Annotated in this window: 20 protein-coding genes; 8 read left to right on the top strand and 12 right to left on the bottom strand. The window is 67.5% G+C overall.

Going from position 1 to position 21,337, the window contains the following annotated elements; translation table 11 throughout:
* Positions 1-91 precede the first annotated feature (91 nt).
* Complete coding sequence (locus MAY35_RS04885) at positions 92-826, top strand: glucose 1-dehydrogenase (protein ID WP_238419672.1); 735 nt, start codon at positions 92-94, stop codon at positions 824-826.
* Here the strand turns inward: MAY35_RS04885 and MAY35_RS04880 are convergent.
* Positions 801-1,769 carry an arsenic resistance protein gene (locus tag MAY35_RS04880; RefSeq protein ID WP_238419670.1) on the bottom strand — a complete coding sequence of 323 codons (969 nt, stop codon included), beginning with the start codon at positions 1,767-1,769 and terminating at the stop codon, positions 801-803. The genes MAY35_RS04885 and MAY35_RS04880 overlap by 26 nt on opposite strands.
* A 69-nt stretch (positions 1,770-1,838) precedes the next feature.
* Between MAY35_RS04880 and MAY35_RS04875 the strand changes: the two genes are divergently transcribed.
* A complete protein-coding gene (locus MAY35_RS04875; RefSeq protein WP_238419669.1) occupies positions 1,839-2,549 on the top strand; it encodes a CPBP family intramembrane glutamic endopeptidase in 711 nt (236 codons plus the stop codon).
* Positions 2,550-2,567: 18 nt separating this feature from the next.
* On the opposite strand, the gene upp is transcribed toward MAY35_RS04875, so the two are convergent.
* The 3 genes from upp to MAY35_RS04860 form a co-directional block, all read right to left on the bottom strand.
* On the bottom strand, positions 2,568-3,197 hold the full coding sequence (gene upp, locus MAY35_RS04870; protein WP_238419668.1) for a uracil phosphoribosyltransferase: 630 nt from the start codon (positions 3,195-3,197) through the stop codon (positions 2,568-2,570).
* Positions 3,198-3,262: 65 nt separating this feature from the next.
* Complete coding sequence (locus MAY35_RS04865) at positions 3,263-4,504, bottom strand: URC4/urg3 family protein (protein WP_245403672.1); 1,242 nt, start codon at positions 4,502-4,504, stop codon at positions 3,263-3,265.
* 5 nt (positions 4,505-4,509) lie between these two features.
* The gene (locus tag MAY35_RS04860) at positions 4,510-5,760 is read right to left on the bottom strand and encodes a GTP cyclohydrolase II (protein ID WP_238419666.1); all 1,251 of its coding nucleotides are present in this window, start codon (positions 5,758-5,760) and stop codon (positions 4,510-4,512) included.
* 204 nt (positions 5,761-5,964) lie between these two features.
* On the opposite strand from MAY35_RS04860, the gene MAY35_RS04855 reads away from it, so the two are divergent.
* Complete coding sequence (locus tag MAY35_RS04855) at positions 5,965-6,879, top strand: hypothetical protein (RefSeq protein ID WP_238419665.1); 915 nt, start codon at positions 5,965-5,967, stop codon at positions 6,877-6,879.
* Between the two features lie 11 nt (positions 6,880-6,890).
* On the opposite strand, the gene MAY35_RS04850 is transcribed toward MAY35_RS04855, so the two are convergent.
* Positions 6,891-7,445, bottom strand: a complete 555-nt coding sequence (locus MAY35_RS04850; protein WP_238419664.1) for a GXWXG domain-containing protein — start codon at positions 7,443-7,445, stop codon at positions 6,891-6,893.
* A gap of 97 nt (positions 7,446-7,542) precedes the next feature.
* Here MAY35_RS04850 and MAY35_RS04845 point away from each other — a divergent pair, with 97 nt between their 5' ends.
* On the top strand, positions 7,543-7,980 hold the full coding sequence (locus MAY35_RS04845) for a VOC family protein (protein WP_238419662.1): 438 nt from the start codon (positions 7,543-7,545) through the stop codon (positions 7,978-7,980).
* A gap of 25 nt (positions 7,981-8,005) precedes the next feature.
* Here MAY35_RS04845 and MAY35_RS04840 read toward each other — a convergent pair whose 3' ends face one another.
* Positions 8,006-9,643: an alkaline phosphatase D family protein gene (locus tag MAY35_RS04840; protein WP_238419661.1), complete on the bottom strand. Its 1,638-nt coding sequence runs from the start codon at positions 9,641-9,643 to the stop codon at positions 8,006-8,008.
* Between the two features lie 144 nt (positions 9,644-9,787).
* Between MAY35_RS04840 and MAY35_RS04835 the strand changes: the two genes are divergently transcribed.
* On the top strand, positions 9,788-10,087 hold the full coding sequence (locus MAY35_RS04835; RefSeq protein WP_238419660.1) for a putative quinol monooxygenase: 300 nt from the start codon (positions 9,788-9,790) through the stop codon (positions 10,085-10,087).
* 2 nt (positions 10,088-10,089) lie between these two features.
* Here the strand turns inward: MAY35_RS04835 and gdhA are convergent, their stop codons facing one another.
* Both gdhA and MAY35_RS04825 read right to left on the bottom strand, forming a co-directional pair.
* On the bottom strand, positions 10,090-11,439 hold the full coding sequence (gene gdhA, locus MAY35_RS04830) for an NADP-specific glutamate dehydrogenase (RefSeq protein WP_238419659.1): 1,350 nt from the start codon (positions 11,437-11,439) through the stop codon (positions 10,090-10,092).
* Between the two features lie 136 nt (positions 11,440-11,575).
* A complete protein-coding gene (locus MAY35_RS04825; RefSeq protein WP_238419658.1) occupies positions 11,576-12,574 on the bottom strand; it encodes an alpha/beta hydrolase family protein in 999 nt (332 codons plus the stop codon).
* Positions 12,575-12,909: 335 nt separating this feature from the next.
* Between MAY35_RS04825 and MAY35_RS04820 the strand changes: the two genes are divergently transcribed.
* Positions 12,910-14,286 (top strand): NAD-dependent succinate-semialdehyde dehydrogenase, encoded by a 1,377-nt coding sequence (locus MAY35_RS04820; RefSeq protein ID WP_238419657.1) that lies wholly within the window; start codon positions 12,910-12,912, stop codon positions 14,284-14,286.
* A 95-nt stretch (positions 14,287-14,381) separates the two neighbouring features.
* Here MAY35_RS04820 and MAY35_RS04815 read toward each other — a convergent pair whose 3' ends face one another.
* From MAY35_RS04815 to MAY35_RS04805, 3 genes are all read right to left on the bottom strand, one after another.
* On the bottom strand, positions 14,382-15,128 hold the full coding sequence (locus tag MAY35_RS04815; protein ID WP_238419656.1) for an MBL fold metallo-hydrolase: 747 nt from the start codon (positions 15,126-15,128) through the stop codon (positions 14,382-14,384).
* Positions 15,129-15,322: 194 nt separating this feature from the next.
* Positions 15,323-15,841 carry a putative immunity protein gene (locus MAY35_RS04810; RefSeq protein WP_238419655.1) on the bottom strand — a complete coding sequence of 173 codons (519 nt, stop codon included), beginning with the start codon at positions 15,839-15,841 and terminating at the stop codon, positions 15,323-15,325.
* The gene (locus MAY35_RS04805) at positions 15,838-16,350 is read right to left on the bottom strand and encodes a helix-turn-helix domain-containing protein (protein WP_238419653.1); all 513 of its coding nucleotides are present in this window, start codon (positions 16,348-16,350) and stop codon (positions 15,838-15,840) included. The genes MAY35_RS04810 and MAY35_RS04805 overlap by 4 nt, the downstream gene beginning before the upstream one ends.
* A 124-nt stretch (positions 16,351-16,474) precedes the next feature.
* On the opposite strand from MAY35_RS04805, the gene MAY35_RS04800 reads away from it, so the two are divergent.
* Together MAY35_RS04800 and MAY35_RS04795 are read left to right on the top strand one after the other, a co-directional pair.
* Positions 16,475-17,650 (top strand): acetyl-CoA C-acyltransferase, encoded by a 1,176-nt coding sequence (locus tag MAY35_RS04800; protein WP_238419651.1) that lies wholly within the window; start codon positions 16,475-16,477, stop codon positions 17,648-17,650.
* Positions 17,651-17,814: 164 nt separating this feature from the next.
* The gene (locus tag MAY35_RS04795; RefSeq protein WP_238419649.1) at positions 17,815-19,095 is read left to right on the top strand and encodes a low temperature requirement protein A; all 1,281 of its coding nucleotides are present in this window, start codon (positions 17,815-17,817) and stop codon (positions 19,093-19,095) included.
* A 28-nt stretch (positions 19,096-19,123) separates the two neighbouring features.
* Here the strand turns inward: MAY35_RS04795 and MAY35_RS04790 are convergent, their stop codons facing one another.
* Positions 19,124-21,271, bottom strand: coding sequence for an MMPL family transporter (locus MAY35_RS04790; protein ID WP_238419648.1), 2,148 nt, complete (start codon positions 21,269-21,271; stop codon positions 19,124-19,126).
* Positions 21,272-21,337: the final 66 nt, after the last annotated feature.

Here is a 21,337-nt window from a genome sequence, read left to right as displayed (position 1 = left end):
GTACATCTGTCCGGACGCTTGTCTGTTCAGTAGACCATTTTCTTGGTGGAACCTGTTCTATTTTCGCTGTGGTCGCGGTAGCGTGCTCGCCATGGGACGCGTAGACGGCAAGGTTGCGGTGATCACGGGCGGTTCGCGGGGAATGGGTGCCGAGCACGCCCGGGCCCTCGTCGCCGAAGGTGCGAAGGTGGTGATCGGCGACATCCTCGACGACGAGGGCAAGCAGTTGGCGGCCGAACTCGGCGACGCGGCACGGTATGTACACCTCGACGTCACATCGCCCGATGACTGGCAGGCAGCGGTCGCCACCGCCGTCGACGAGTACGGCAAGGTCAACGTCTTGGTGAACAACGCGGGCATCGTGAACGGTTCGACGATCCAGAAGTTCCGGCTCGACAAGTGGAAGCAGATCCTCGACGTCAATCTGACGGGAACGTTCCTCGGCATCCAAGCGGTCGCCGACCTGATGATCGACGCGGGCGGGGGGTCGATCATCAACGTGTCCTCGGTCGAAGGGTTACGCGGGAGTCCCTGGGCGCATGGTTATGTCGCCACCAAGTGGGGTGTGCGTGGCCTGGCGAAATCCGTTGCACTGGAACTGGCTCCGCACAACGTGCGGGTGAACTCCATCCATCCCGGTCTCATCCGCACACCGATGACCGCGGGGATTCCGGAGGACATGGTCACCGTGCCGATGGGCAGGGCGGCCGAATCGAGCGAGGTGTCGACCTTCGTGGTGTTCCTCGCCAGCGACGAATCGTCCTACGCCACCGGTGCCGAGTTCGTGATGGACGGCGGGCTCAGCGCCGACGTGCCGCACAAGTGAAGCCCCACACCAGCACGACCATCCCGATGAGTTCGACTAGCGTCTGAGCGATCACGGTCGCGGCCGCGAGTTCGGCGCCGACCGGCAGTGCCAGGGCCAGCGGGAGCACGACGAGTGAGTTCCGGGTCGCACCCGAGAAGACGGCCGCGGTGGCCGACGCCGGGGCGAGTCGGAACACGCGCGTCACGGCCAGTCCCGCGAGGGCCATGACGACGAGGAATGCGACGTAGATCGGGATCACGCCGGCGATGTCACCGAATCGTGAGTCCACCTGAGGGACCTGCGAACTCACTGCGACGACCAGCACGCCCATCATCAGTGGCACCATCGCCGTCGACGCCCCGTCTTGTACGCGACGCCCGACCGGTGATGTGCGCGACCACCTCTGCGTGATCCAGGCCAAGACCAGGGGCAACACGATCAGCGCCAGGAAAGCCCAGACAAACGGGCTGGGATCGATCACCGAACGCCCGTCCCCGAGCAACACCGCGAGATACAGCGGCGCCAGCAGCATCTGGACGATGAGCAGGAGCGGGGTCGCTGCCAGCATCCGTCTTGCGTCTCCGCCGGCGAGACCGGTGAAGACGACGACGTAGTCGACACACGGACACAACAGCACCAGCAACGCACCGAGACGGATCGCATCATCGGCCGGCAGTGCGAACGACAACGCCGCCACGACCACCGGCGCGACACCGAAGTTGAGCACCAGAACCGCCGCCAGGAACCGTCGGTCGCGCACCGAGTCGACCAGGTCGGCGAACCGCACCTGCAGGAACGTCACGTAGAGCAGCGCGCCGAGAAGCGGGGTGATCGCGATGGCCAGGTTCTCCGCGGGACCGGGTGCGGACGCGCCGAGCACGAACCCGGCGATGATGGCGCCGAGGTAGAGCACGACCTGATGCCGTTCGAGGCGATCGACGACGGTCACCGGTTTGTGCACCGCATCATTCTGCGACACGGGCCGGTGGATCGCCGACACCGCGGCGGCGGTGTGCGGCACACTCGACGCGTGGCCACCCCGTCTCGTCGCACCGGCGTCGTGCTTCTGGTCGCAGTGGTCCTCTTGCTGATCGGGGTGAACGTTCTCGCGCACCGGTTCGACGGCGTTTTGGCTGTGATGATCGTCCCGGCGGCCGCCGCGGTGTCGGTCCTCGTGGCGCGCGCGGGTGGCCTGGGCTGGCGTGATCTCGGGATGAGTCGGGCCGAATTGCGCGCGGGCATTCCGTTCGCGGTCGCCTCGGTCATCGTGGTCGCGGCGATCGTGTCGACGGCGGTCGCGATCCCCGCGACGCGCGAGTTCTTCCTGTCGGACCGCTACGACGACACGTCCGAGGCCCTCCTCGCCGCATTCGTGGTCATCCCCCTGCAGACGGCCATCCCGGAGGAGGTCCTGTTCCGCGGCGTGCTGCAGGGTGCCCTGGGCAGAATCTTCGGCCCGATGGTGACGTTGGTGGCGGGAGCAGTCGCGTTCGGGCTCTGGCACATTCTGTCCTCGACAGGGCTGACCGCGGGCAACGAGGGCCTGAGCGATGTGCTCGGTTCGGGGTCGCTCGCCCAGGTCGCGGGGATCGCGGGTGCCGTGGTGGCGACCGGGGCGGCCGGTTTCGTGCTGGGCTGGCTCCGTCAGCGCACCACGAGCCTGCTGTCGCCGATCGCGCTGCACTGGGCGCTCAACGCGACCGGTGCGATCGGTGCCGCGGTGGCGTGGCAGGTCTCCTGAACCGTGCCCGGTCTCGGCTCAGGCCGTTCCGAAGATCCGGTCGCCGGCGTCGCCGAGCCCGGGCCGGATGAAGCCGTTGTCGTCGAGTTCGCGATCGACACCCGCGGTGAAGATCGGCACGTCGGGGTGCGCGCGATGAAGGACCTCGATGCCCTCCGGGCAGGTCAGCAGACAGACGAACTTGATGGACTTGGGGGAGTGTTCCTTGATGCGATCGATCGCGGCTACCGCCGAATGTCCGGTCGCGAGAAGGGGATCGACGATGACAACGTCCCGTTCGGACAGCTCCGACGGCATCTTGAAGTAGTACTCGACGACGACCATCGTCTTCGGATCGCGGTAGAGCCCGATGTGGCCGACGCGCGCGCCGGGGACCACCGTCAACATGCCGTCGGCGATGCCGGCGCCGGCTCGCAGAACGGCGGCGAACACGAGCTTCTTGCCGTCGATGACGTTCGCCCGGGTGGACTCGAGAGGGGTCTCGATGGTCACCTCGTGCATCGGGATGTCCCGCAGCACGTCGTAGGCCATCAGTATCGAGATCTCGTCCAGGAGTCGGCGGAAGTCGTTGGTGGACGTGTCCTTGCGGCGCATCAGGGTCAGCTTGTGCTGCACCAGCGGGTGATCGATGACGGCAACGGTGCCCATGGGTTCCTCTCTGGGGTCCCGAACCTCCAGCACGTGCGAGGTCCGGGATACGACTGACGATGTGGCTAGAAGACGGTCCCGGTGCTCCGTATCGACAACGGCGGCAATCCGTTTCGAAGTCGTGCGGCCAGCCGACGGCCGGCGGCCCAGGTGCCGCCCTCCAGGACGCACGCGAGCGGCATCGCGGCCGGGTCCGCGCCCAGGCGATCCCGGACACGGTCGGCGAGCTCGTCCAGGAGCGCGACGGTCAGGGCTCGCCACTCGACGATGAGCTCGTCGTCGACGTCCCAGTCGCGTGCTGCCCAGTCGTCGTCGCGGAGCGTGAGCACCCCGGTGTCGAGAAGCAGTCCGCCGTTGCGGTACTCGGGTAGGCCGGTCAGGTCGTCGAGCCCGGTGACCTCGACACCCGCCCAGACGAACGGCTCGAGCATCGAGTAGGTCAGCCATTGCGACAGCTTGTGGAACGGTACCCACCCAGCCGTGAGCCCCGGCCCGGTGACCGCGTCGTGGCGCCAGCAGTCGCCCAGCGGACGGGACCCGATCACGTTGTGTGTCGGCCAGATCGGGCCCAGGTGTTCCAGGACCGCCTGGAGTATGTCGGAAGCCGCCACCCGGGAGCGTCCGCCGCGCGTGAGGTGGTCGAACAGACCGCCGGGCCGTGCGTCCGCGCCGAAGATCTCGGGGCGGGAGGCGAGCACGACGCCGAGGCCTCGCAGCAGATCCACACGGCCGGACAGTCCGGCGAGCCCGTTGTCGTCCGCCACCTGGAAGGCGGCGCCGAGCGCGTCGACCGTGATCGTCTCCAACCCGGCGGCGTCGGCCTGCAACGGCCGTGCCGGGTCGCCGGAGAACAGGCCGGCACCGAAGGCCTCCCAGCTCGCGACGCCCAGACCTTCGGATCGTGCCAGCGTGAGCCCGTTCGAGTCGTGATAGCTCCAGTCCGGTCCGGCGCCGGCGTCGAGCAACACACTGACGAGCACGACGTCGATTAGGGTGCGGCTGCGTTCGGCTCCCTCGGTGGCCGGAAGCCGATCGTCGAGAGCTGCCAGGCGGTCGATACCGCCGGCCTCGAAGTGGCGCCAGCGGCTGTGAAAGGGTATGTCGCCGTCGGGATATCGTGTGCGACTCGTATCGACGACGAGTGCGGCCGCCGCGTCGAGGGCGGCGTCGTGCACGGTGAACCACGACGACTCGCCCGCCCGCGCTCGATCGAGCAGTTGGCGCGCCCGGTCCCGGATCGTCGTGGTCGAGCGCAGCAGGGCCACCGCTTCGGCAGCCTCGACACCCTCGGCAGCAGTCGATTCCAGCGGGCTCACTCCAGCCCCCGACCCTTGACCTGACGTAGTTGCTCGGCATCGGGGACGGGTCCCGGCGTGAAATAACCGGCGGCCATCTTCGCGTCGATCTCGACACGTGCGTCGGCCGGTACCAGCTCGTCGGGGATGTTCACCCGTTCGCCGACCTCGATCCCGGCGCCGGTGATCGCGTCGTACTTCATGTTCGACATCGACACCAGGTGATGGATCCTGGTGATGCCGAACCAGTGCAGGACGTCCGGCATGAGCTCTTGGAACCGCATGTCCTGCACCCCTGCAACGCATTCCGTACGCGCGAAGTACTGGTCGGCGGTGTCGCCCCCGACCTGGCGCTTGCGGGCGTTGTAGACGAGGAACTTGGTGACCTCGCCGAGCGCCCTGCCCTCCTTGCGTGAGTAGGCGACCAGTCCGACGCCACCGTTCTGTGTTCCGCGGATGCACTCCTCGATCGCATGGGTGAGATATGGCCGGCACGTGCAGATGTCGGAGCCGAACACGTCGGATCCGTTGCACTCGTCATGGACGCGGGCGGTGAGCTCGACAGTCGGGTCGGCGAGATCGCGCGCATCGCCGAAGATGTAGACCGTCTGTCCGCCGATGGGTGGCAGGAACACCTCCAGGTCGGAGCGTGTGACGAGTTCGGGGTACATCCCGCCGGTTTCCTCGAACAGGACGCGGCGCAGTTCCGCTTCCGAACACCCGAATCGTTCGGCCACGCCGGGGAGGTGCCAGACCGGTTCGACGGCCGCTTTGGTGACGAGTGCCGCGCCATTGGGTAGGAGGATTTCACCGTCCGGTACGAGGCGCCCCTTCTCGATCGCCTCGGCGATCTCGGGGAGGATGACGTGCGCCTTCGTGACGGCGATGGTGGGTCTGATGTCGTAGCCGCGTCGGATCTCGTCGGGGAAGCTCTGCGCGACCGTTGCGCCCCACGGATCGAGGGACACGATCGCCCGAGGATCGCGCCACTGCGGGTAGGGCCCGATGTGGTCGGTGGGCGACGTGTTGGTGAGGTCGGCGCGGTGTTCGCGGGCCAGGGCGCCCGCAGCGACGGCCAGCGCACGATAGACGCTGTACGACCCGCTGTGAGTGCCGATTACGTTGCGATGCCCCCGCGACACCGTGGTCCCGATGACGGGTCCGCGTTCGGCCGCCGTGGCGGCACCCCAGTGGATGGGTGGCGCGTCGACGCCACCGCTGTGTGAAGTCAGTCGGATGTGACCCAGGGACTTGTGTTCACCGGACATCATCGTCGTCCTCGCCTTCTGCCGCGACGATCGTCCGCCGCGCGGGGAAAGCGCCAGCATAGTTCCGGATCGGCGTTGCCGCCCGGCGAAGCGAGATGCCCGCGGAGTGGCGCCGGTCGATCGTGAGATGACCCGGGCGTCCGGCCCGTCGTCGTAGGATCGACCCATGTGCCCGCGACCTCGACCCGTATAGGTGTGGTCGCGATGTCTCAGTTCGACGAGATCGTCGACGAGCTGTACGGCTCGGCCCCCGAGGAGTTCGTGAAGCGCCGCAACGAGCTCGCGAAGGCGGCCAAGGACGACGGCGACCGAGACCTCGCCGCGCGCGTCGCCAAGCTGCGTCGGCCGACCCAGTCGGCCTGGGCCGTCAACCAGTGGGTGCGGGCGAATCCCGACGACAGTGCCCTCATCGCCCAGCTGGCCGCCGATCTCTCTGCCGCGCAACGCCGTTCGGCGGCTGACAAGATGCGGGAGCTGTCGCGGCGCCGACAGCAACTGCTCAACGCCTCCGCCGACGGCGTCGCCCGCACCGCGGCGAGATCGGGTATCACCCTGGCGGACAGCGCCATTCGAGAGGTGACGCAGACCCTGCGTGCCGCCGTGGCAGACGAGGAGGTCCTCGACCAGGTCATGCACGGCCGCCTGGTCAGCGCCGTCGAGTACAGCGGTTTCGGGCCTGCCGGTGTGTTCGTCGTGCCGGACCCGGTCGCCTCCCCGGCGCCAGGGTCCTCGGCTTCGAAGTCCCGGCCGTCGACGTCGAAGCCGGCGTCGACCTCCGACACGGATGGGTCCGACGCGGCGGATGCGCGGGCGGAGGAAGCCGACAGGGCCCGTCGCGAACTCGAATCACACCTGGCCGGTGCCGAAAAGAACGAGAAGGCCGCGCGGGCGACCCTGACCGAGGCGTCGCAGGCGGTGGAAGCCGTGTCCGCGGAGATCGACGAACTGGCCGGACAGGCACAGGAATTGCGCGAGAAGCTGGCGCGCTGCGAGGAAGAGATGCGTTTCGCCCGACAGCGTCTGACCGCCGCAGAGCGCGGGCGGTCCGAGGCGAAGGTGGGGTTGCGGGAGGCGGTGGCATCGGCCAACGACATCCGCACCGCGCTGGCCGAGCTCTGATGCCGGCCTGATCAGAGCAGGCGCAGGGAGTCGTCGCGACGCAGGACGAAGAAGTAGGGAGCCGCCGAGCCCTTCAGGTCCATCGCGCCGAGCACCGCGTCGTCGGCCAGGCGGTGGAAGACGTCGTTGATCGGCAGTTGGTCGTAGACCATGGTCGCCGTGTCGGTACCCCGGTACCGGGTGGTCCGCAGGCGGGCGCGGGCTCGCCGGGTCTGGCTGAGTAGACGGGTGGCGGCGATCGGGGTGGCGAAGGACATCGATCGGACGCCGGGGGCCTTCTCGGCGACCCCGAGACCGCCGAAGGCGATCGCCGGGTTCATCGCCCAGAGAGCGGACCCGTCCCGCGTGGGGAACAGCAGCGGGTGCACGGTCTCGGCATCGACGAACTGTTTGCCCCACCATCCGCTGGCCTCGAGGAATCCGTCCAGGGGGTGACCGGTCGGGAGCTCCGCCCCTCGCCAGGTGCCGATCATGAACTCGGCATCGACGGCGGGTGACGAGTCGAACAGATCGAGCGCCTCCGCGGTGTTCGTCGGAATGGTGGGCAGGAGTTCGGCGACATGCATGCCGACGATGATACGTGCAAAGAGACGAGAATCGAACATTGTCGCAAGCGAACCACTAGGACCGCGGATGTCCGCGTTCGAGGGCAGAGTGTTTTCCATGACTTCAGAGATTCAAGTGACCTTTGACTGTGGTGATCCGGCGGCGCTGTCCGCCTTCTGGGCCGAAGTCCTCGGGTACCGGGTGCAAGACCCACCGCCGGGGTTCGACACTTGGGACGCGGCGCTGGAGGCGTTCGGGGTCCCGCCCGAGCGCCGCAACGACGCGTCGGGTGTCGTCGACCCCGATGGGCGTGGCCCGCGGTTGTTCTTCCAGCGTGTGCCGGAGGGCAAGGCGGCGAAAAACCGTGTCCACCTCGACGTTCGGGCTGCGCCCGGGCTCGGCGGCGACGAACGGATGCGAGCGCTGGAGGCCGAGGCGGCCAGGCTCGTCGCCCTGGGTGCCACCCGTATCGCGAGGCACGAGCCCGCGCCGCCGATGAGCGGGGGTCACATCGTGCTCCAGGACCCCGAGGGAAACGAGTTCTGCCTCGACTAGCGGTGCCGCGGCGACGATGCCTTCATCATCCGGTCGTCGCGACGTCCGGCGTCAGCGCGAGATGTCCCGCGTGGCCCAGCGTCCCGTCGAGGTCGGGTTGCTCGAAGGTCACCTGAGCGCGACGACCGTCGACGGCCAGGATCGCGATGGTGTTGCCGAACAGCGGCCCGAGAGTGTTGTGCCAGGCCACCGGTAACTCGGGAGAACCCTGCCTGCGGACCCAGCGCCGGAACCCGGCGGCCAGTCGAGTCGACCACCCGACTCGGAAGACCACCTTGATGTACGGCGGGATCTCGTTGTGGACCGGCGAACACACCAGCTGGTGGACGGCCGCGCGGGTCGGCTCGGGGAAGTCGGCACGGGCCGCGTAACTGTGGTGGACGTCGCCGGACAGCACGCTGACCGTCGCGGGACCCGAGTCCCGATCGGCCACGGCACGGATCATGTCGCTGAGGCGGACGAAGGAGTCGAAGAACGCCGGCCAGTGCTCGAGGTCGGCGCCCTGCCGGATCTTCTCGGCAAGGCGTCCGCGAAACCCACGACGCCGGGCACCGATCTCGTTCATGGTCTCCACGTCGCCGATGACGGGCGGCAGCAGCCACGGGAGAGACGATCCGAGGACCAGATGGTCCAGGCTGTCGAGATCGTCGGCGACCTGCTTCTCGACCCAGTCGAACTCGGTGTCGCTCAACATCTTCCGGGTTCCGCCGGCGAGAATGCGACCGTTTCGCGAATCGATCATGACGAGCCTGGTGGCCCCGAGGTCCCATCGGAAACTGAAGCGGATCCCCTTGGTGCCGTCGGTTTCGTGATCGGCGCGGTCGGCGAGCTCGACGAGATACGGCCAGCAGTCCCCGTCGATCTCGCGAACGCGGCGATAGTCCTCGGAGTCCTCCAGCTCGGCGGGCGAGAGGTTGCCGAGGTGTTGGTACACCCAGTACGACGCCAGGCCCGCGCGGATGCGGTCGCGCCACCACGGCTTCTCACTCATCTGCCGTCGCCAGGTGTCCGAGGTGTTCCAGTCATCGCGGATGTCGTGGTCGTCGAAGATCATCGCGGTGGCGACGGTGGACAGGATCCACCGGATCTCCGGATCGCCCCAGGTGTGTCGGTAGAGCCCCTCGTACTCCTGGAAATCGACGACCTCGTCGGACGGACCGGTTGTCGACGTCCGGCTCGACGCCAGTGACTCCTTGACCTGCGGGGTCAATTCGTCCGCGTACACCTGATCGCCGAGCAGGATGAGCGTGTCGGGCCATTCCTCCACCGGGAGCCCACGCATTCGGATCGCGTAGCAGTCGAGGGCGTCGAGGCCCAGCTTCTCGTCGATCTCGGGGTCCTCGGCCCGCGGATACCGGCAGGACCCGAACACGAACCGGTGCCTGTCGGCCGTCTCGGGTCCGCGGGTGCGGATGACACTGGGTGGGAAGTCGGACTCCGGCAGCGGCCACTCGAGCGTGCCGTTCACTCGCACCTGATACTCGGTGACCGTGTCCGGCTCGAGCCCCGTCACCTCGACGAGTGCGTAATGGTGGCCACTGACCTCGAAGGTGCGCGCAGTGCGCTCGAGGACCTCGACCTCGGCCGGTTCTTCGGTCTGCACCCAGACGAGAGCGGATGTCTCGTCGACGTGCCGGAGGATAGGACCCAGAACCAGTGCCATCCGATCAGCCTAGGCCGCGTGGAGACGTTTGTCCGCGACGACGGGTGGACCGATGAGTCTCGTCGCCTCGCATGGTCGAAACCCTGAGAGCGGCGACCTCGATCGGGCGCCGACGGGAGAGTCACCGACGAAAAGAGGGATCACATGGTCATCGTTGCCGGAAGTCTCGAGGTGGACGCGGACGGTCGCGCCGCCTACCTCGACGGATGCGTCGAGGTGGTGTCGGCGGCGCGACACACGCCCGGGTGCCTGGACTTCGCGATCAGCGCCGACCCGGTCGATCCGTGCCGGATCAACATCTTCGAGAGGTGGGAGTCGCAGTCGGCTGTCGAGGCCTTCCGCGGCGACGGTGTCCGCGAGGACCAGGGCGCGGCGATCCTCTCGGCGGTCGTGGCCGAGTACGACGTGGCCGATATCCGCGTCCTCGCAGGCGAGTCGGGCTGAGCTCAGATGAGCCCCAGTGCCAGCATGGCGTCGGCAACCTGGGTGAATGCCGCGATGTTGGCCCCCGTCGCGTAATTGCCCGGCACCCCATAATGATCCGCGGTGTGCAGACAGTGATCGTGGATGCCGGACATGATCTCGGACAGTCGGTCCTCGGTGTGGGCGAACGACCACGAATCCCGAGAGGCGTTCTGCTGCATCTCGAGTGCGCTGGTCGCCACGCCGCCCGCATTCGCGGCTTTGCCCGGTGCGAAGCTGACGCCCGCGTCGGTGAAAAGACGTACTGCTTCGGGCGTCGTCGGCATGTTGGCGCCCTCGGCGACGATCCGGCACCCGTTCTTGATCAACTGCGCGGCGTCGACACCGTTGAGCTCGTTCTGCGTTGCGCACGGGATCGCGATGTCGGCGGGAACGTTCCACAGTGAACCCGAGTCGACGAACGAGGCCGTCTCACGACGCGCGCGGGCGTAGTCGGCGATGCGGCCGCGTTGGACGTTCTTGATCTCTTTGAGGAGTTCGAGGTCGATGCCACCCTCGTCGACGACGTAGCCACTGGAATCCGAGCAGGCGATCACGCGACCGCCGAGTTGGTGCACCTTCTCGATGGCGTAGATGGCGACGTTGCCCGACCCGGACACGACGACCGTCTTGCCGTCGAGTTTGTCGTCGGCGGCGGCCAGCATGTCGCGGACGAAGAACACCACGCCGTACCCGGTGGCCTCGGTGCGGACCTGCGAACCGCCCCAGGCGAGTCCCTTACCGGTCAGGACGCCGGACTCGTACCGGTTGGTGATGCGCTTGTACTGTCCGAACAGGTAACCGATCTCGCGGCCGCCGACACCGATGTCGCCGGCCGGGACATCGGTGTACTCGCCGATGTGGCGGTACAGCTCGGTCATGAAGGACTGGCAGAACCGCATGATCTCGCCGTCCGACCGTCCCTTGGGGTCGAAATCGGCCCCGCCCTTGCCGCCGCCGATGGGCAATCCGGTGAGTGCGTTCTTGAAGATCTGCTCGAAACCGAGGAACTTCACGACTCCGAGGTAGACGCTGGGGTGGAATCGCAGACCACCCTTGTACGGACCCAGTGCCGAGTTGAACTCGACCCGGAATCCCCGGTTGATCTGGACTTCTCCGTTGTCGTCGACCCACGGCACGCGGAAGATGATCTGACGTTCGGGTTCGGTCAGGCGCTTGATGATGCCGGCGTCGGCATAGTGGGGATGCTTCGCCAGGACCGGGCCCAGGCTGTCGAACACCTCGCGCACCGCCTGGTGGAACTCGGCCTCGCCGGGATTGCGCGCGACAACCTGCGCGTACAGATCACTGATCTTCTCATCGAGCACGGCCACGGTGGCGACCACTTCCTTCTCCGATTCGCGGTTGGGGCAGGTGCACGACGGTTCCGGCGTGTCACCCCCTCGCACCCTATCGATCGACAGAAAATCGGTGGGCGGCCGGTTGCACAGAGCGACCGGCGGCGGGCGGTCAGCGGGGGATGTTCAGCGCCCGCGCCATGGTCGGCCACGCGCGGTGCAGGTCCTGATTCCAGTAACCCCAGGAGTGCAGACCGGTCCGGAAGTCGTAGGTGATGTCGACCCCCGCGCGATCGGCGCGACGTTTGAAGCTGTCCGTGCACCGCGCGACGACGCCCTCGAGAACGCCACCCACCGGGGAGGCCAGACCGGCCACGCCGAGTGCGGGATCGGGAAGGCCGTTGCCGACCGCGACGTAGACAGGCTTGCCGCGCAGGGCGGCGACATGGTCGGCGGGATTGTGGGCGTCCCAGGTCGCATGCGCGAGCGGACCCCACATGTTCTCGGGGTTACCTCCCCGGGTCGTCACCGATGTGGCTGTCGCCTGACGGAATTCCGGGGTCCCCTGGTCGAGGCATCCGCTGAATGCGGCCGCGCCGCGATAGAGATCGGGATGGCGCACGGCGATCGACATCGCGCCGAGTGCGCCCATCGAGAGCCCGCCGATGACATTGCGGCCGTTCCCGCGGAAGCGCTTGTCGATGAGCGGCGGCAACTCCTTGGTGAGGAAGGTCTCCCACATGTTCCGTCCCAGTACGGGATCGAGCTTGCGCCAGTCGGTGTAGTACGACCCCGTTCCGCCGATGGGCAGAACGACATTGACGTGCTTGTCCGCCATGAACTCCACGATGTCGGTCTGAAACGTCCATCCGCTCTGGGTGTAGTTGGTGTAGACGCCACCGTCGATGCCGTCGAGGAGATAGAGCGTCGGTCGCGGCCGGGAACTATTGCGCGGCAACAACACACTCACCCGAACAGGTCGTTTCATCGCGGCCGAGTACACGGTCATGGTCGCCCGAGTGGGCGTGAGCGACGAGACCGCGAGAACACGCGACGACTTGCTCAGACCGGCCGGGGCTGCCGACGACGGTTGTGGCGCAGCCACACTCGCGACGACGACGGCGATCAACAACGCGCAACCGAGCCCGGCGGCCCTCTGCCAGCGTGACACTGCTCTGTTCCCCCTCGGAGCACATTCCGACGACCCTGCCCGACGACACGCCCCCACGGTCGACGTCGGCGGTCACCGGGTCGGTCGAGGTGACCGACGCGGAGCCGCCGACACATTAGAACAGGTTCGGTGACGACGTGGAAAGTGGCCACCCACGATTGGTGGGTGGCCGAGGTGACGACGCCATCGCGATCGCCGGATCGGGCCAGGTGCTCGTCGGCGGACGGTGCCGGTGTTTGTCGCCTCGGGTCACGGGTACCCGATCGTCTCCGGGCTGCGCACAGTCGGGATCGAACGACTTTCGGGATCGAACGACACAGGAAGGCAGGTGCTCTGTGAGCACATATGTGACCGCGAATCCGACCACCGGTACGACCGAGAAGGAATTCCCCGGCCTCCAGGACAGTGAGGTCGCGGGTCTCGCCGATCGCTCGCTGGCGGCGTTCGACGACTGGCGGAGCACCACGCCCGCCGAGCGGGCGGCGACGCTGTCGCGGACCGCCGACCTCTACGAGGAACGGGCCGAGGAACTCGCGTCGGTCATCACCACCGAGATGGGCAAGCCGGCGAAGGAGGCAGCGGGGGAGGTGCAGCTGGCCGCCGACATCTACCGCTGGTACGCCGAGCACGGCCCCGATCTACTCGCCCCGGAGGCCCTCGATCCGCAGGGCGCGGAGGAATCCCTCGTTCAGGTCGCGCCGATCGGGCCACTGGTCGGGGTGATGCCGTGGAACTATCCCTACTACCAGGTGGCGCGCTTCGTCGCCCCCAACCTGCTCGCCGGTAACACCGTCATCCTCAAGCACGCCTCGATCTGTGCGGCGTCGTCCGCTCTCATGGCCGACATCCTCCATGACGCCGGTGTGCCCGAGGACGTGTACATCAACACCTACGCGAGTAGTGACCAGGTCGCGGAGCTACTGGCCCACAACGCGATTCGTGGTGTGTCACTCACCGGCAGCGAGAAGGCGGGCGCCGCCGTGGCGAAGGTCGCGGCCGAGAACCTGAAGAAGTCGGTGCTCGAATTGGGCGGGTCGGATCCGTTCATCCTGCTCGATTCCGACGACATGGAGCGCACCACCACCATCGCGGCAAGAGCGCGACTCTCGAACGCGGGGCAGGCGTGCAACTCGCCGAAGCGGTTCATCGTGATCGACGAGCTGTACGACGAGTTCGTCGACGGTGTGGTGAAGCAGTTCGAGGCGACCGCGGTGGGCGACCCCGCGGACTCGTCCACGCGGATGGGTCCGTTGTCCTCGCTCTCGGCGCGTGACACGGTGGCCGAGCAGGTCGACACCGCGGTGGAACAGGGCGCCACGCTGCGAACCGGCGGAAAACCACTCGACCGCGACGGCGCCTTCTACGCCCCGACCGTTCTGACCGACATCACCCCTGACATGGACGCCTACTCCGAGGAGATCTTCGGGCCGGTCGCGATGATCTACAGGGTGGCCTCAGCCGACGAGGCCGTCGCCCTCGCCAATGATGTCGAGTTCGGCCTCAGTGGCTCGGTGTGGAGCGACGACATCGCCAAAGCCGAGAAGGTGGCGGACCGACTCGAGGTCGGCATGGCCTACGTCAACGAACACGGCACGACGTTGCCCGGTCTTCCCTTCGGCGGGGTGAAGCGATCGGGCTACGGACGCGAACTCGGGCGTTGGGGAATGGGCGAGTTCGTCAACACGAAGCTGCGTCGTACCGCAGCGAAATGAGTTGTCCGCCCTCACTGTGAGGACGAATCGACGGGCCGGCACCTAGGTGTGCCGGCCCGTCGGGCAGTAGACGCGGTGGCCGCAGACGCTACCCGTCAGCCGTCGGTGCCGCGCGCGCGTTCGACGGCCACGGCCACGCCGTGATGCCAGGGCACACCGTGCCCGGGCAGGAGCGTGTCCGCCCCGGTGGCCGCGAGGGCGTCGAGGGACGAGCGGTTACGCTCCAGGTCGGCGGTTGCCGATCCGGCGATCATCCGCGGTCCGGTGGCGGCCGTGTACGGGTCGAGCGTCACCAGGGCGTCTCCGGCGATGACCGCATTCCGCTCGGGAAAGTGCAGCGACACGTGGCCGAACGTGTGTCCCGGCGTCGCGATCACCGCTGCGCCGCCGGGAAGTACGGCATCGTCGCCGAATCGGGTGATGGTGGACGGGTCGACGCCGCGGACCGCGAGCGCGCCGGCGATCGTCATCCGTCCCAGCACTGCCAGTGATCGCGGGTTGCGCAGCGGCACACCGAAACGCGTCAGGTTCTGGTGTGCGTAACGATAGGGGTGAGACGCCAACCACGCATCGGCGTCGTGCACGTGAACCGGCAGATGCCACTCTTTCGCCAGTCGACGCGCGGTGCCGACATGGTCGAAGTGACCGTGCGTGATGATCAGGTCGGAGACCGCGTCGGTGTCGCGGCCCAGCTCGCGGATGGCGGAGACCAGCGCCGGGTATGAGCGGGGGAGGCCGGCGTCGATGAGAACCAGCCGATCCCCGTTCTCGACCAGATACTGGTTGGTGTGCGCGTACTCCAGGCGGTGGATGCCGGGCACGACGTCACGATGAAGAGTCATGGTGGCGGGCATACCCCACGCGGCCTCGCATCAACCGGGCCGACGGGTGAGGTGGAAGTTTGGACAAGACCGGGGGTTCCTGTAAGCGCCCCGGCCTCTGGCTCAACAAGCGGGTTACAGCACCGCGTGAACGTGATTGCCACACTAGCAGGCCTACGCGGCCGGTAACGAATCGCGCAGGTGGGAGGTCGTTGTCAGTCGTCGAACACCGACCAGCACAACTCGTTTCGGAGCTGTTGGTCCTCGAGCACGAGGTCCCGTATCGCAGGCGGGAGTTGGTCTCGCTGCCAACGGCATTCGCGTCGGCCGGCCTCGCGGGAGTTCGAAGTCTCCGTGGTTGCGGCACGGACCGCTTTGATCGCGTACGCCGCCGCACCGAGGTCGTGGGAGGCCACGTGCGCGGTGACCGCTGCCTGGCCTGACGCATAGGCGGCGAAGCGCGCGGCTCCCCGGAGATCGCGCGCGGCCCCCATCGCGTGCCCGCCTGCCGCGCGCGCGTCCATCATCTTGATCTCACCGCGCGTCCACCCACGAACGGCGGCGAGGGCCTCGCGCGGGCGGGGGTCATCCGGGCGCACGGCTTCGAAGAGTGGCAGTACGTGCTCCGCACAGGCGGCCGCCCACAGCGCGAGCAGGTGATGGTCGATGTCGGTGAGCGACCCTCCGCGTCGGATGGTCACCAACCGGGGGTCGAGCACCTTCGGGAGGATCACCCGTCAGCCTCTTCGTGTCCCGCTGCCGCCTTGTGCGGCCTTCGGGGTCGGGTGATGCGCACCTCGACGTCTTCGGGTGCGAGCATCGTCGACGGGTCGGCGACGACACCGACATGCACCGGGTTGCGCGATCTGTCGGTCAGGGTCAGGGGCGCGCCGTCAGGCTGGAGGTGCTTGTTCCCCCACTGCATCAACGACATCACCACCGGGAACAGATCGCGGCCCATGTCGGTCAACCGGTACTCGTACCGTTCGCGCTGACCCGCGTCGCGGTAGGGCGCCTTCACGAAGACTCCCGCCTCGGTGAGCTCTTTGAGACGGGCCGACGCCACTGCGTCGGTGATCCCGACGCGTCGACTGAACTGGTCGAATCTGGTTGCCCCGTAAAACGCCTCGCGGAGGATCAGGATGGCCGATCGGGTCCCGATGAGGTCGATCGCCTTGGCGATCGAACAGCCGGTCGCCTGCCAGCTGTCCCGCTCGGCGAGTGGTCCCTTCAGGTGCATCATGAGCCCATTCTAGCCTGACTTGACATGACCATAGTCAGAGCGTAGACATCTGACTATGGCTGACAAAAGTCAGCCGCGGTTCGGGTCGGTCCTCGAGACCGACCGGTCACGAGGAGGTTCAGTCATGAGGTCTGCGGTCATCGTCGACGCGGTACGGACACCCATCGGCAAGGGAAAGGCGACCGGCGCGCTCCACGACGTGCACCCGGTGGATCTGCTGGCGCACAGCCTCCGGGCGATCGTGGACCGTACCGGGATCGACCCCGGGGTGATCGACGACGTGATCACCGGCGTCGTCAGTCAGGTGGGCGAGCAGAGCGTCAACATCGCCCGCCGCGCACTGCTCGCGGCCGGGTATCCCGAGTCGGTGCCCGGGGTGTCGGTCGATCGGCAGTGTGGCAGTGGGCAGCAGGCGATCGCATTCGCCGCGCAGGGCATCATCGCCGGCACCTACGACGTGGTGGTCGCCGCGGGCGTCGAGTCCATGTCGCGGGTCCCGATGGGATCGGCAGCATTCGGTACCGCCGACCTCAACGGTCGGGCGTTCGACGAGCGATACCCCGAAGGGTTGGTCGGACAGGGCATCTCGGCCGAACTGATCGCCGCCCGGTGGGGCATCTCGCGGCGCGCGATGGACGAGTTCTCGCTGCGTTCGCATGAGCGGGCCGCGACTGCGGCGAAGAACGGACTCTTCGACGACGAGTTAGTGGCTGTGGCCGGCCTGCATGCCGACGAGGGGATCCGTGTCGGCAGCACCCTCGATGCGCTGAGTGCTCTGCGCCCCGCCTACCACGACGAGGCGATGGCCCGGCGGTTCCCGGAAATCAATTGGCAGATCACGGCGGCCAACGCCAGCCAGATCAGCGACGGCTCGGCCGCGGTCCTCGTGATGAGTGAGGAGAAGGCGGCTGAACTCGGCCTGCGACCACGCGCGCGGGTGCACACCATCGCGGTCGCAGGCGACGATCCGCTCCTGATGCTGACCGGAATCATCCCCGCCACGCGGAAGGCGCTCGCGCGCAGCGGCCTCGACATCGGCGACATCGACCTGTTCGAGGTGAACGAGGCGTTCGCTCCGGTCGTGCTGGCGTGGTCTCAGGAGTTCGGTGTCGATCTCGACAAGGTCAATGTGCACGGCGGCGCGATAGCTCTGGGGCACCCCCTCGGGGCCAGTGGCGCTCGGCTGGCCACCACCGGTCTCCACGCGCTCGAGCAGCGAGGCGGGCGCTACCTGCTGCAGACGATGTGCGAGGCCGGCGGTCTGGCCAACACCACGATCTACGAACGGCTCGCCTCCTAGGCCGCGTGGTGCCCGGCCCCCTCCGTCAGCGCCGTCCTCCCGTTTGGGGGTTGCCGCGGTGGGGTACCGGAGTGCACCGACGAGGCAGCGCCCGGACGCGGCCACGCCCGCGGGGCACGCCGGATCGCGGACGAGACCGCCAGGTCGAGGATGGGACGCCGATGATGGGTGAGAGTACGGAGTCGCCGCCGGACGACGGGCATGACGACGCCGCAGGTGGCGCCGGTGAACCCGCCGACGTCCGGGTCGCCGAGGACGAGAGCGGGGCGGGCCAGCGAGCCCCCCTCATCGAGCCTCCCCGGTTGCGAGTGGAAGAGGACCGGGCTGCCACCAGGCTCGAGTTGTTCTTCGATCTCGCCTATGTTCTGGTCATCCACCAGCTGGCTCTGGCGCTCACGGACAACATGGGCTGGCGCGGCGTCGGCGAGTTCGCCGGACTGTTCGTCGTCACGTGGTGGTCATGGGTGACCACCACGCTGTACGCCAATCGATTCGACACCAACGACGTGATCTACCGGGTCCTCAAGCTGGCCGCGACATTCGCGGTCGCGGTGATGGCCGCGGGCGCCGCGACCGCGATCGGGGGTGACGGCACAGTGGCGTTCGGGGTGGGTTACATCGCGACCCGGATCATCCTGGCGGCGTTGTACTTCCGGGCGTGGCGGCACATCGTCGAGGTGCGGGTGACGGTTGACATCTATCTGGCGGCGACCATCGTGAGTGCGCTGATCTGGACGGTCTCGCTCTTCACGCCGTCACCGGTCACGTACATCCTGTGGGCGGCGGGCATTCTCGTGGAGGCGGTGGCGCCCTTCGCCGCGACGCGCTGGGGCCCGGACGTGCCGCTTCACCTCGAACACCTTCCGGAGCGCTTCGGCCTGTTCGTCATCTTGGTTCTCGGCGAGTCGATCTCGGCCATCGTGCTCGGCATGAAAGACAGTCACTGGGCGTGGTCGTCGACCGCGGTGGCGGCCCTGGGGTTCACGATCGCCGCCTCCGTCTGGTGGATGTACTTCGACATCGGTGGGGCCGAGGCCAAGGTCGAGATCCAGGAGGACGACAGTGCAGTGGGCAGTGGGCGGGCCGACGGGTACATCTACGGTCACCTGCCGCTCACCCTGGGTGCCGCGCTCCTGGGAGTGGGCATCGAGCAGTACGTGATCCACCCGATCGGCGAGCTGGAGCCGGCCGGCCGATGGATCCTGTGCGGCGGGATCGCTCTCTTCACCGTCGGGGTCTGCTCGATTCTCGGGTGGAGCTCCGGCAACTGGAAGACTGTGATCCCGTGGCCCGCGTTGGTCATTCCGGTCGTGCTCGTCGTGGGTGCGGTCGACAATGCGCTGCCCTACGCCTCGGCGATCGTGCTCGCCGTCGGTGCCGTCATCGGTGTGGCTACCGGGGTGGTCCGGCGACGCCGGAGCCCTGTCGAGGCGACCGAGACCTGACCTAATGCGTCGGGGCCCCGAGCTTGCCTCACACCCGGGGCTGCTCCTCCTCCGTCGTGGCTTCGGTCGTTGCCTCCTGCTCCGGCTCGTCGCCCCGCTTCGCGAGTGCACTGGGCCACCAGACGGGACGGCCGATGTCATAGACGAGCGCGGGGACCAGGAGCGTCCGGACGATGAGGGCGTCGAGCAGCACCCCGAATGCGACGATGAAGGCGATCTGCGCCAGGAAGATCAACGGGATGACCGCCAATGCCGAGAACGTGGCGGCGAGAACGACACCCGCGGAGGTGATGACACCTCCGGTGACCGTGAGTCCGCGGAGCACGCCTCGACGTGTACCGATCCGGAGGGCCTCTTCTCGAACCCTGGTCATCAGGAAGATGTTGTAGTCGATGCCGAGCGCGACGAGGAAGACGAACGCGAACAGCGGGACGACCGGGTCCGCGCCCGGGAATCCCAGGATGTGATTGAAGACGATCGACGAGATGCCCAGTGTCGCAGCGAAGGACAGGATCACGGTGGCCATGAGCAACACCGGTGCGACGATGGAGCGCAGCAGCGCACACAGGATCAGGAGCACCACGAGGCTGACGATCGGGATGATCAGGTTGCGGTCGTGAATCGCCGTCGTCTTGGTGTCGAGGTCGACGGCCGTCGGGCCGCCCACCAGTGCGTCGGCGCCGTCGACGCCGCGGACCGCGCTGCGTAGCCGTTCGATGGTCTCCTCGGCGGCCAGCGAGTCGGCGGGATCGGTCAGGGTGGCCTGCAGGGCGATTCGACCGTCGACGGTCGTGGGGGCACCGTTGCGCTCGACGACCGGGGCGACCTCTGCGACTCCCTCGACGCCGGTGGCTGCGGACCGGACCTGCTGCAGCGCATCGTCGTTGGCGATGATGACGGCCGGCGAACCATCCCCGGCGTCGAAGTGTGCGGTCAGGACCCGCTGCCCTTCCTGGGATTCCACCGGGAGCAGGAAGGTGTCGGACTGTGCGACACCGTCGGCACGGAACTGGGGGAGGAACAGAGCGAACAGGACGAGAAGGAGGGTGGTCGCCACCCAGAACCGGCGGGGGTGCCGACCGATACGGGACGCCAGCGCACCCCAGAATCGATGACCGTCGTCGCGTCGCGCGGATTCGGCATCGACGACGGGTCGTTTCGGCCAGAACGCGGTGCGGCCCAGCAGGGTGAGGGCCGCGGGCAGGAAGGTCATCGAGGCGAGGAACGACGCGGCGATACCGATCGCGGCGACCGGACCGAGTCCCCGGTTGGAGTTGAGGTCGGACAGCAGCAGACACAGGACGCCCGCGATGACGGTTCCCGCGGAAGCGGCAACCGGCTCCAACGTGGCCCGCCATGCCGACTTCATCGCCCGGTACTTGTCGTCGGTGAGCCGGAGCTCCTCGCGATACCGGGATACCAGGAGAAGGGCGTAATCCGTTGCGGCGCCGAACACCAGGATGAACAGGATGCCCTGGCTCTGGCCGTTCAGGGTGATGATGTCGTTCGACGCCAGGACGTAGACGAGGAGACTGGCCAGGCCGAGTGCGAACACGGCCGAGACGATCACGACGAACGGCAGGATCGGACTGCGGTAGACGACGATGAGGATCAAGATCACCACCGCGCCTGCGACCAGCAGGAGGAGACCGTCGATCCCGCCGAAGGCGGTGGTCAGGTCCCCGGCGGTACCGGCAGGTCCCGTGACGAACACCGAGAGTCCCGCCGGCGCACCGGACGACAGCGGTTCGCGCAATGCTTCGACGCTCTCCGACACCTCACCGGCCGAGTCGACCGGCACGATCATCTGGATCGCCTGGCCGTCCTGGGAGCGGATGGGTGGGGACGTCTGCTCGGCGATGCCGGAGGTGCCCGCCACCTCGGCGACGGCATCGGCGACGAACGCGAGGTCGGCGTCGGTGATCCCGGACCCACGCTCGGCGACGACGACGGCGGGGATCTGGGTGGAGTTCACGAAGTCCGCTTCGAGACGAGACACTTCGGTCGCTTCTGCGGATGCCGGCAGGAACGACGTGTTGTCGTTGGCCTGCACATCGCCGAGTTTGCCGGCAAACGGTCCGCCCGTAGCGCCCACCGCCAGCCAACCGATGATCAACAGTGCTGGCAGAATCCATCGCAGACGACTGACGCGTCGGTCTGAGGTGCGTGAGTTCACAGGACTTCCGTTCCTTGTTCGCGGCAGGCGTCGGACAGCACCATGATGTTCAGCAGGCTGAACAAA

Origin of the sequence: Gordonia sp. 'Campus', assembly GCF_022206305.1 — a bacterium.
In the GTDB taxonomy this organism is placed as follows: domain Bacteria; phylum Actinomycetota; class Actinomycetes; order Mycobacteriales; family Mycobacteriaceae; genus Gordonia.
The sequence above is the reverse complement of the archived record's forward strand: the minus strand, read 5'-3'. Positions and strand labels throughout refer to the sequence as shown.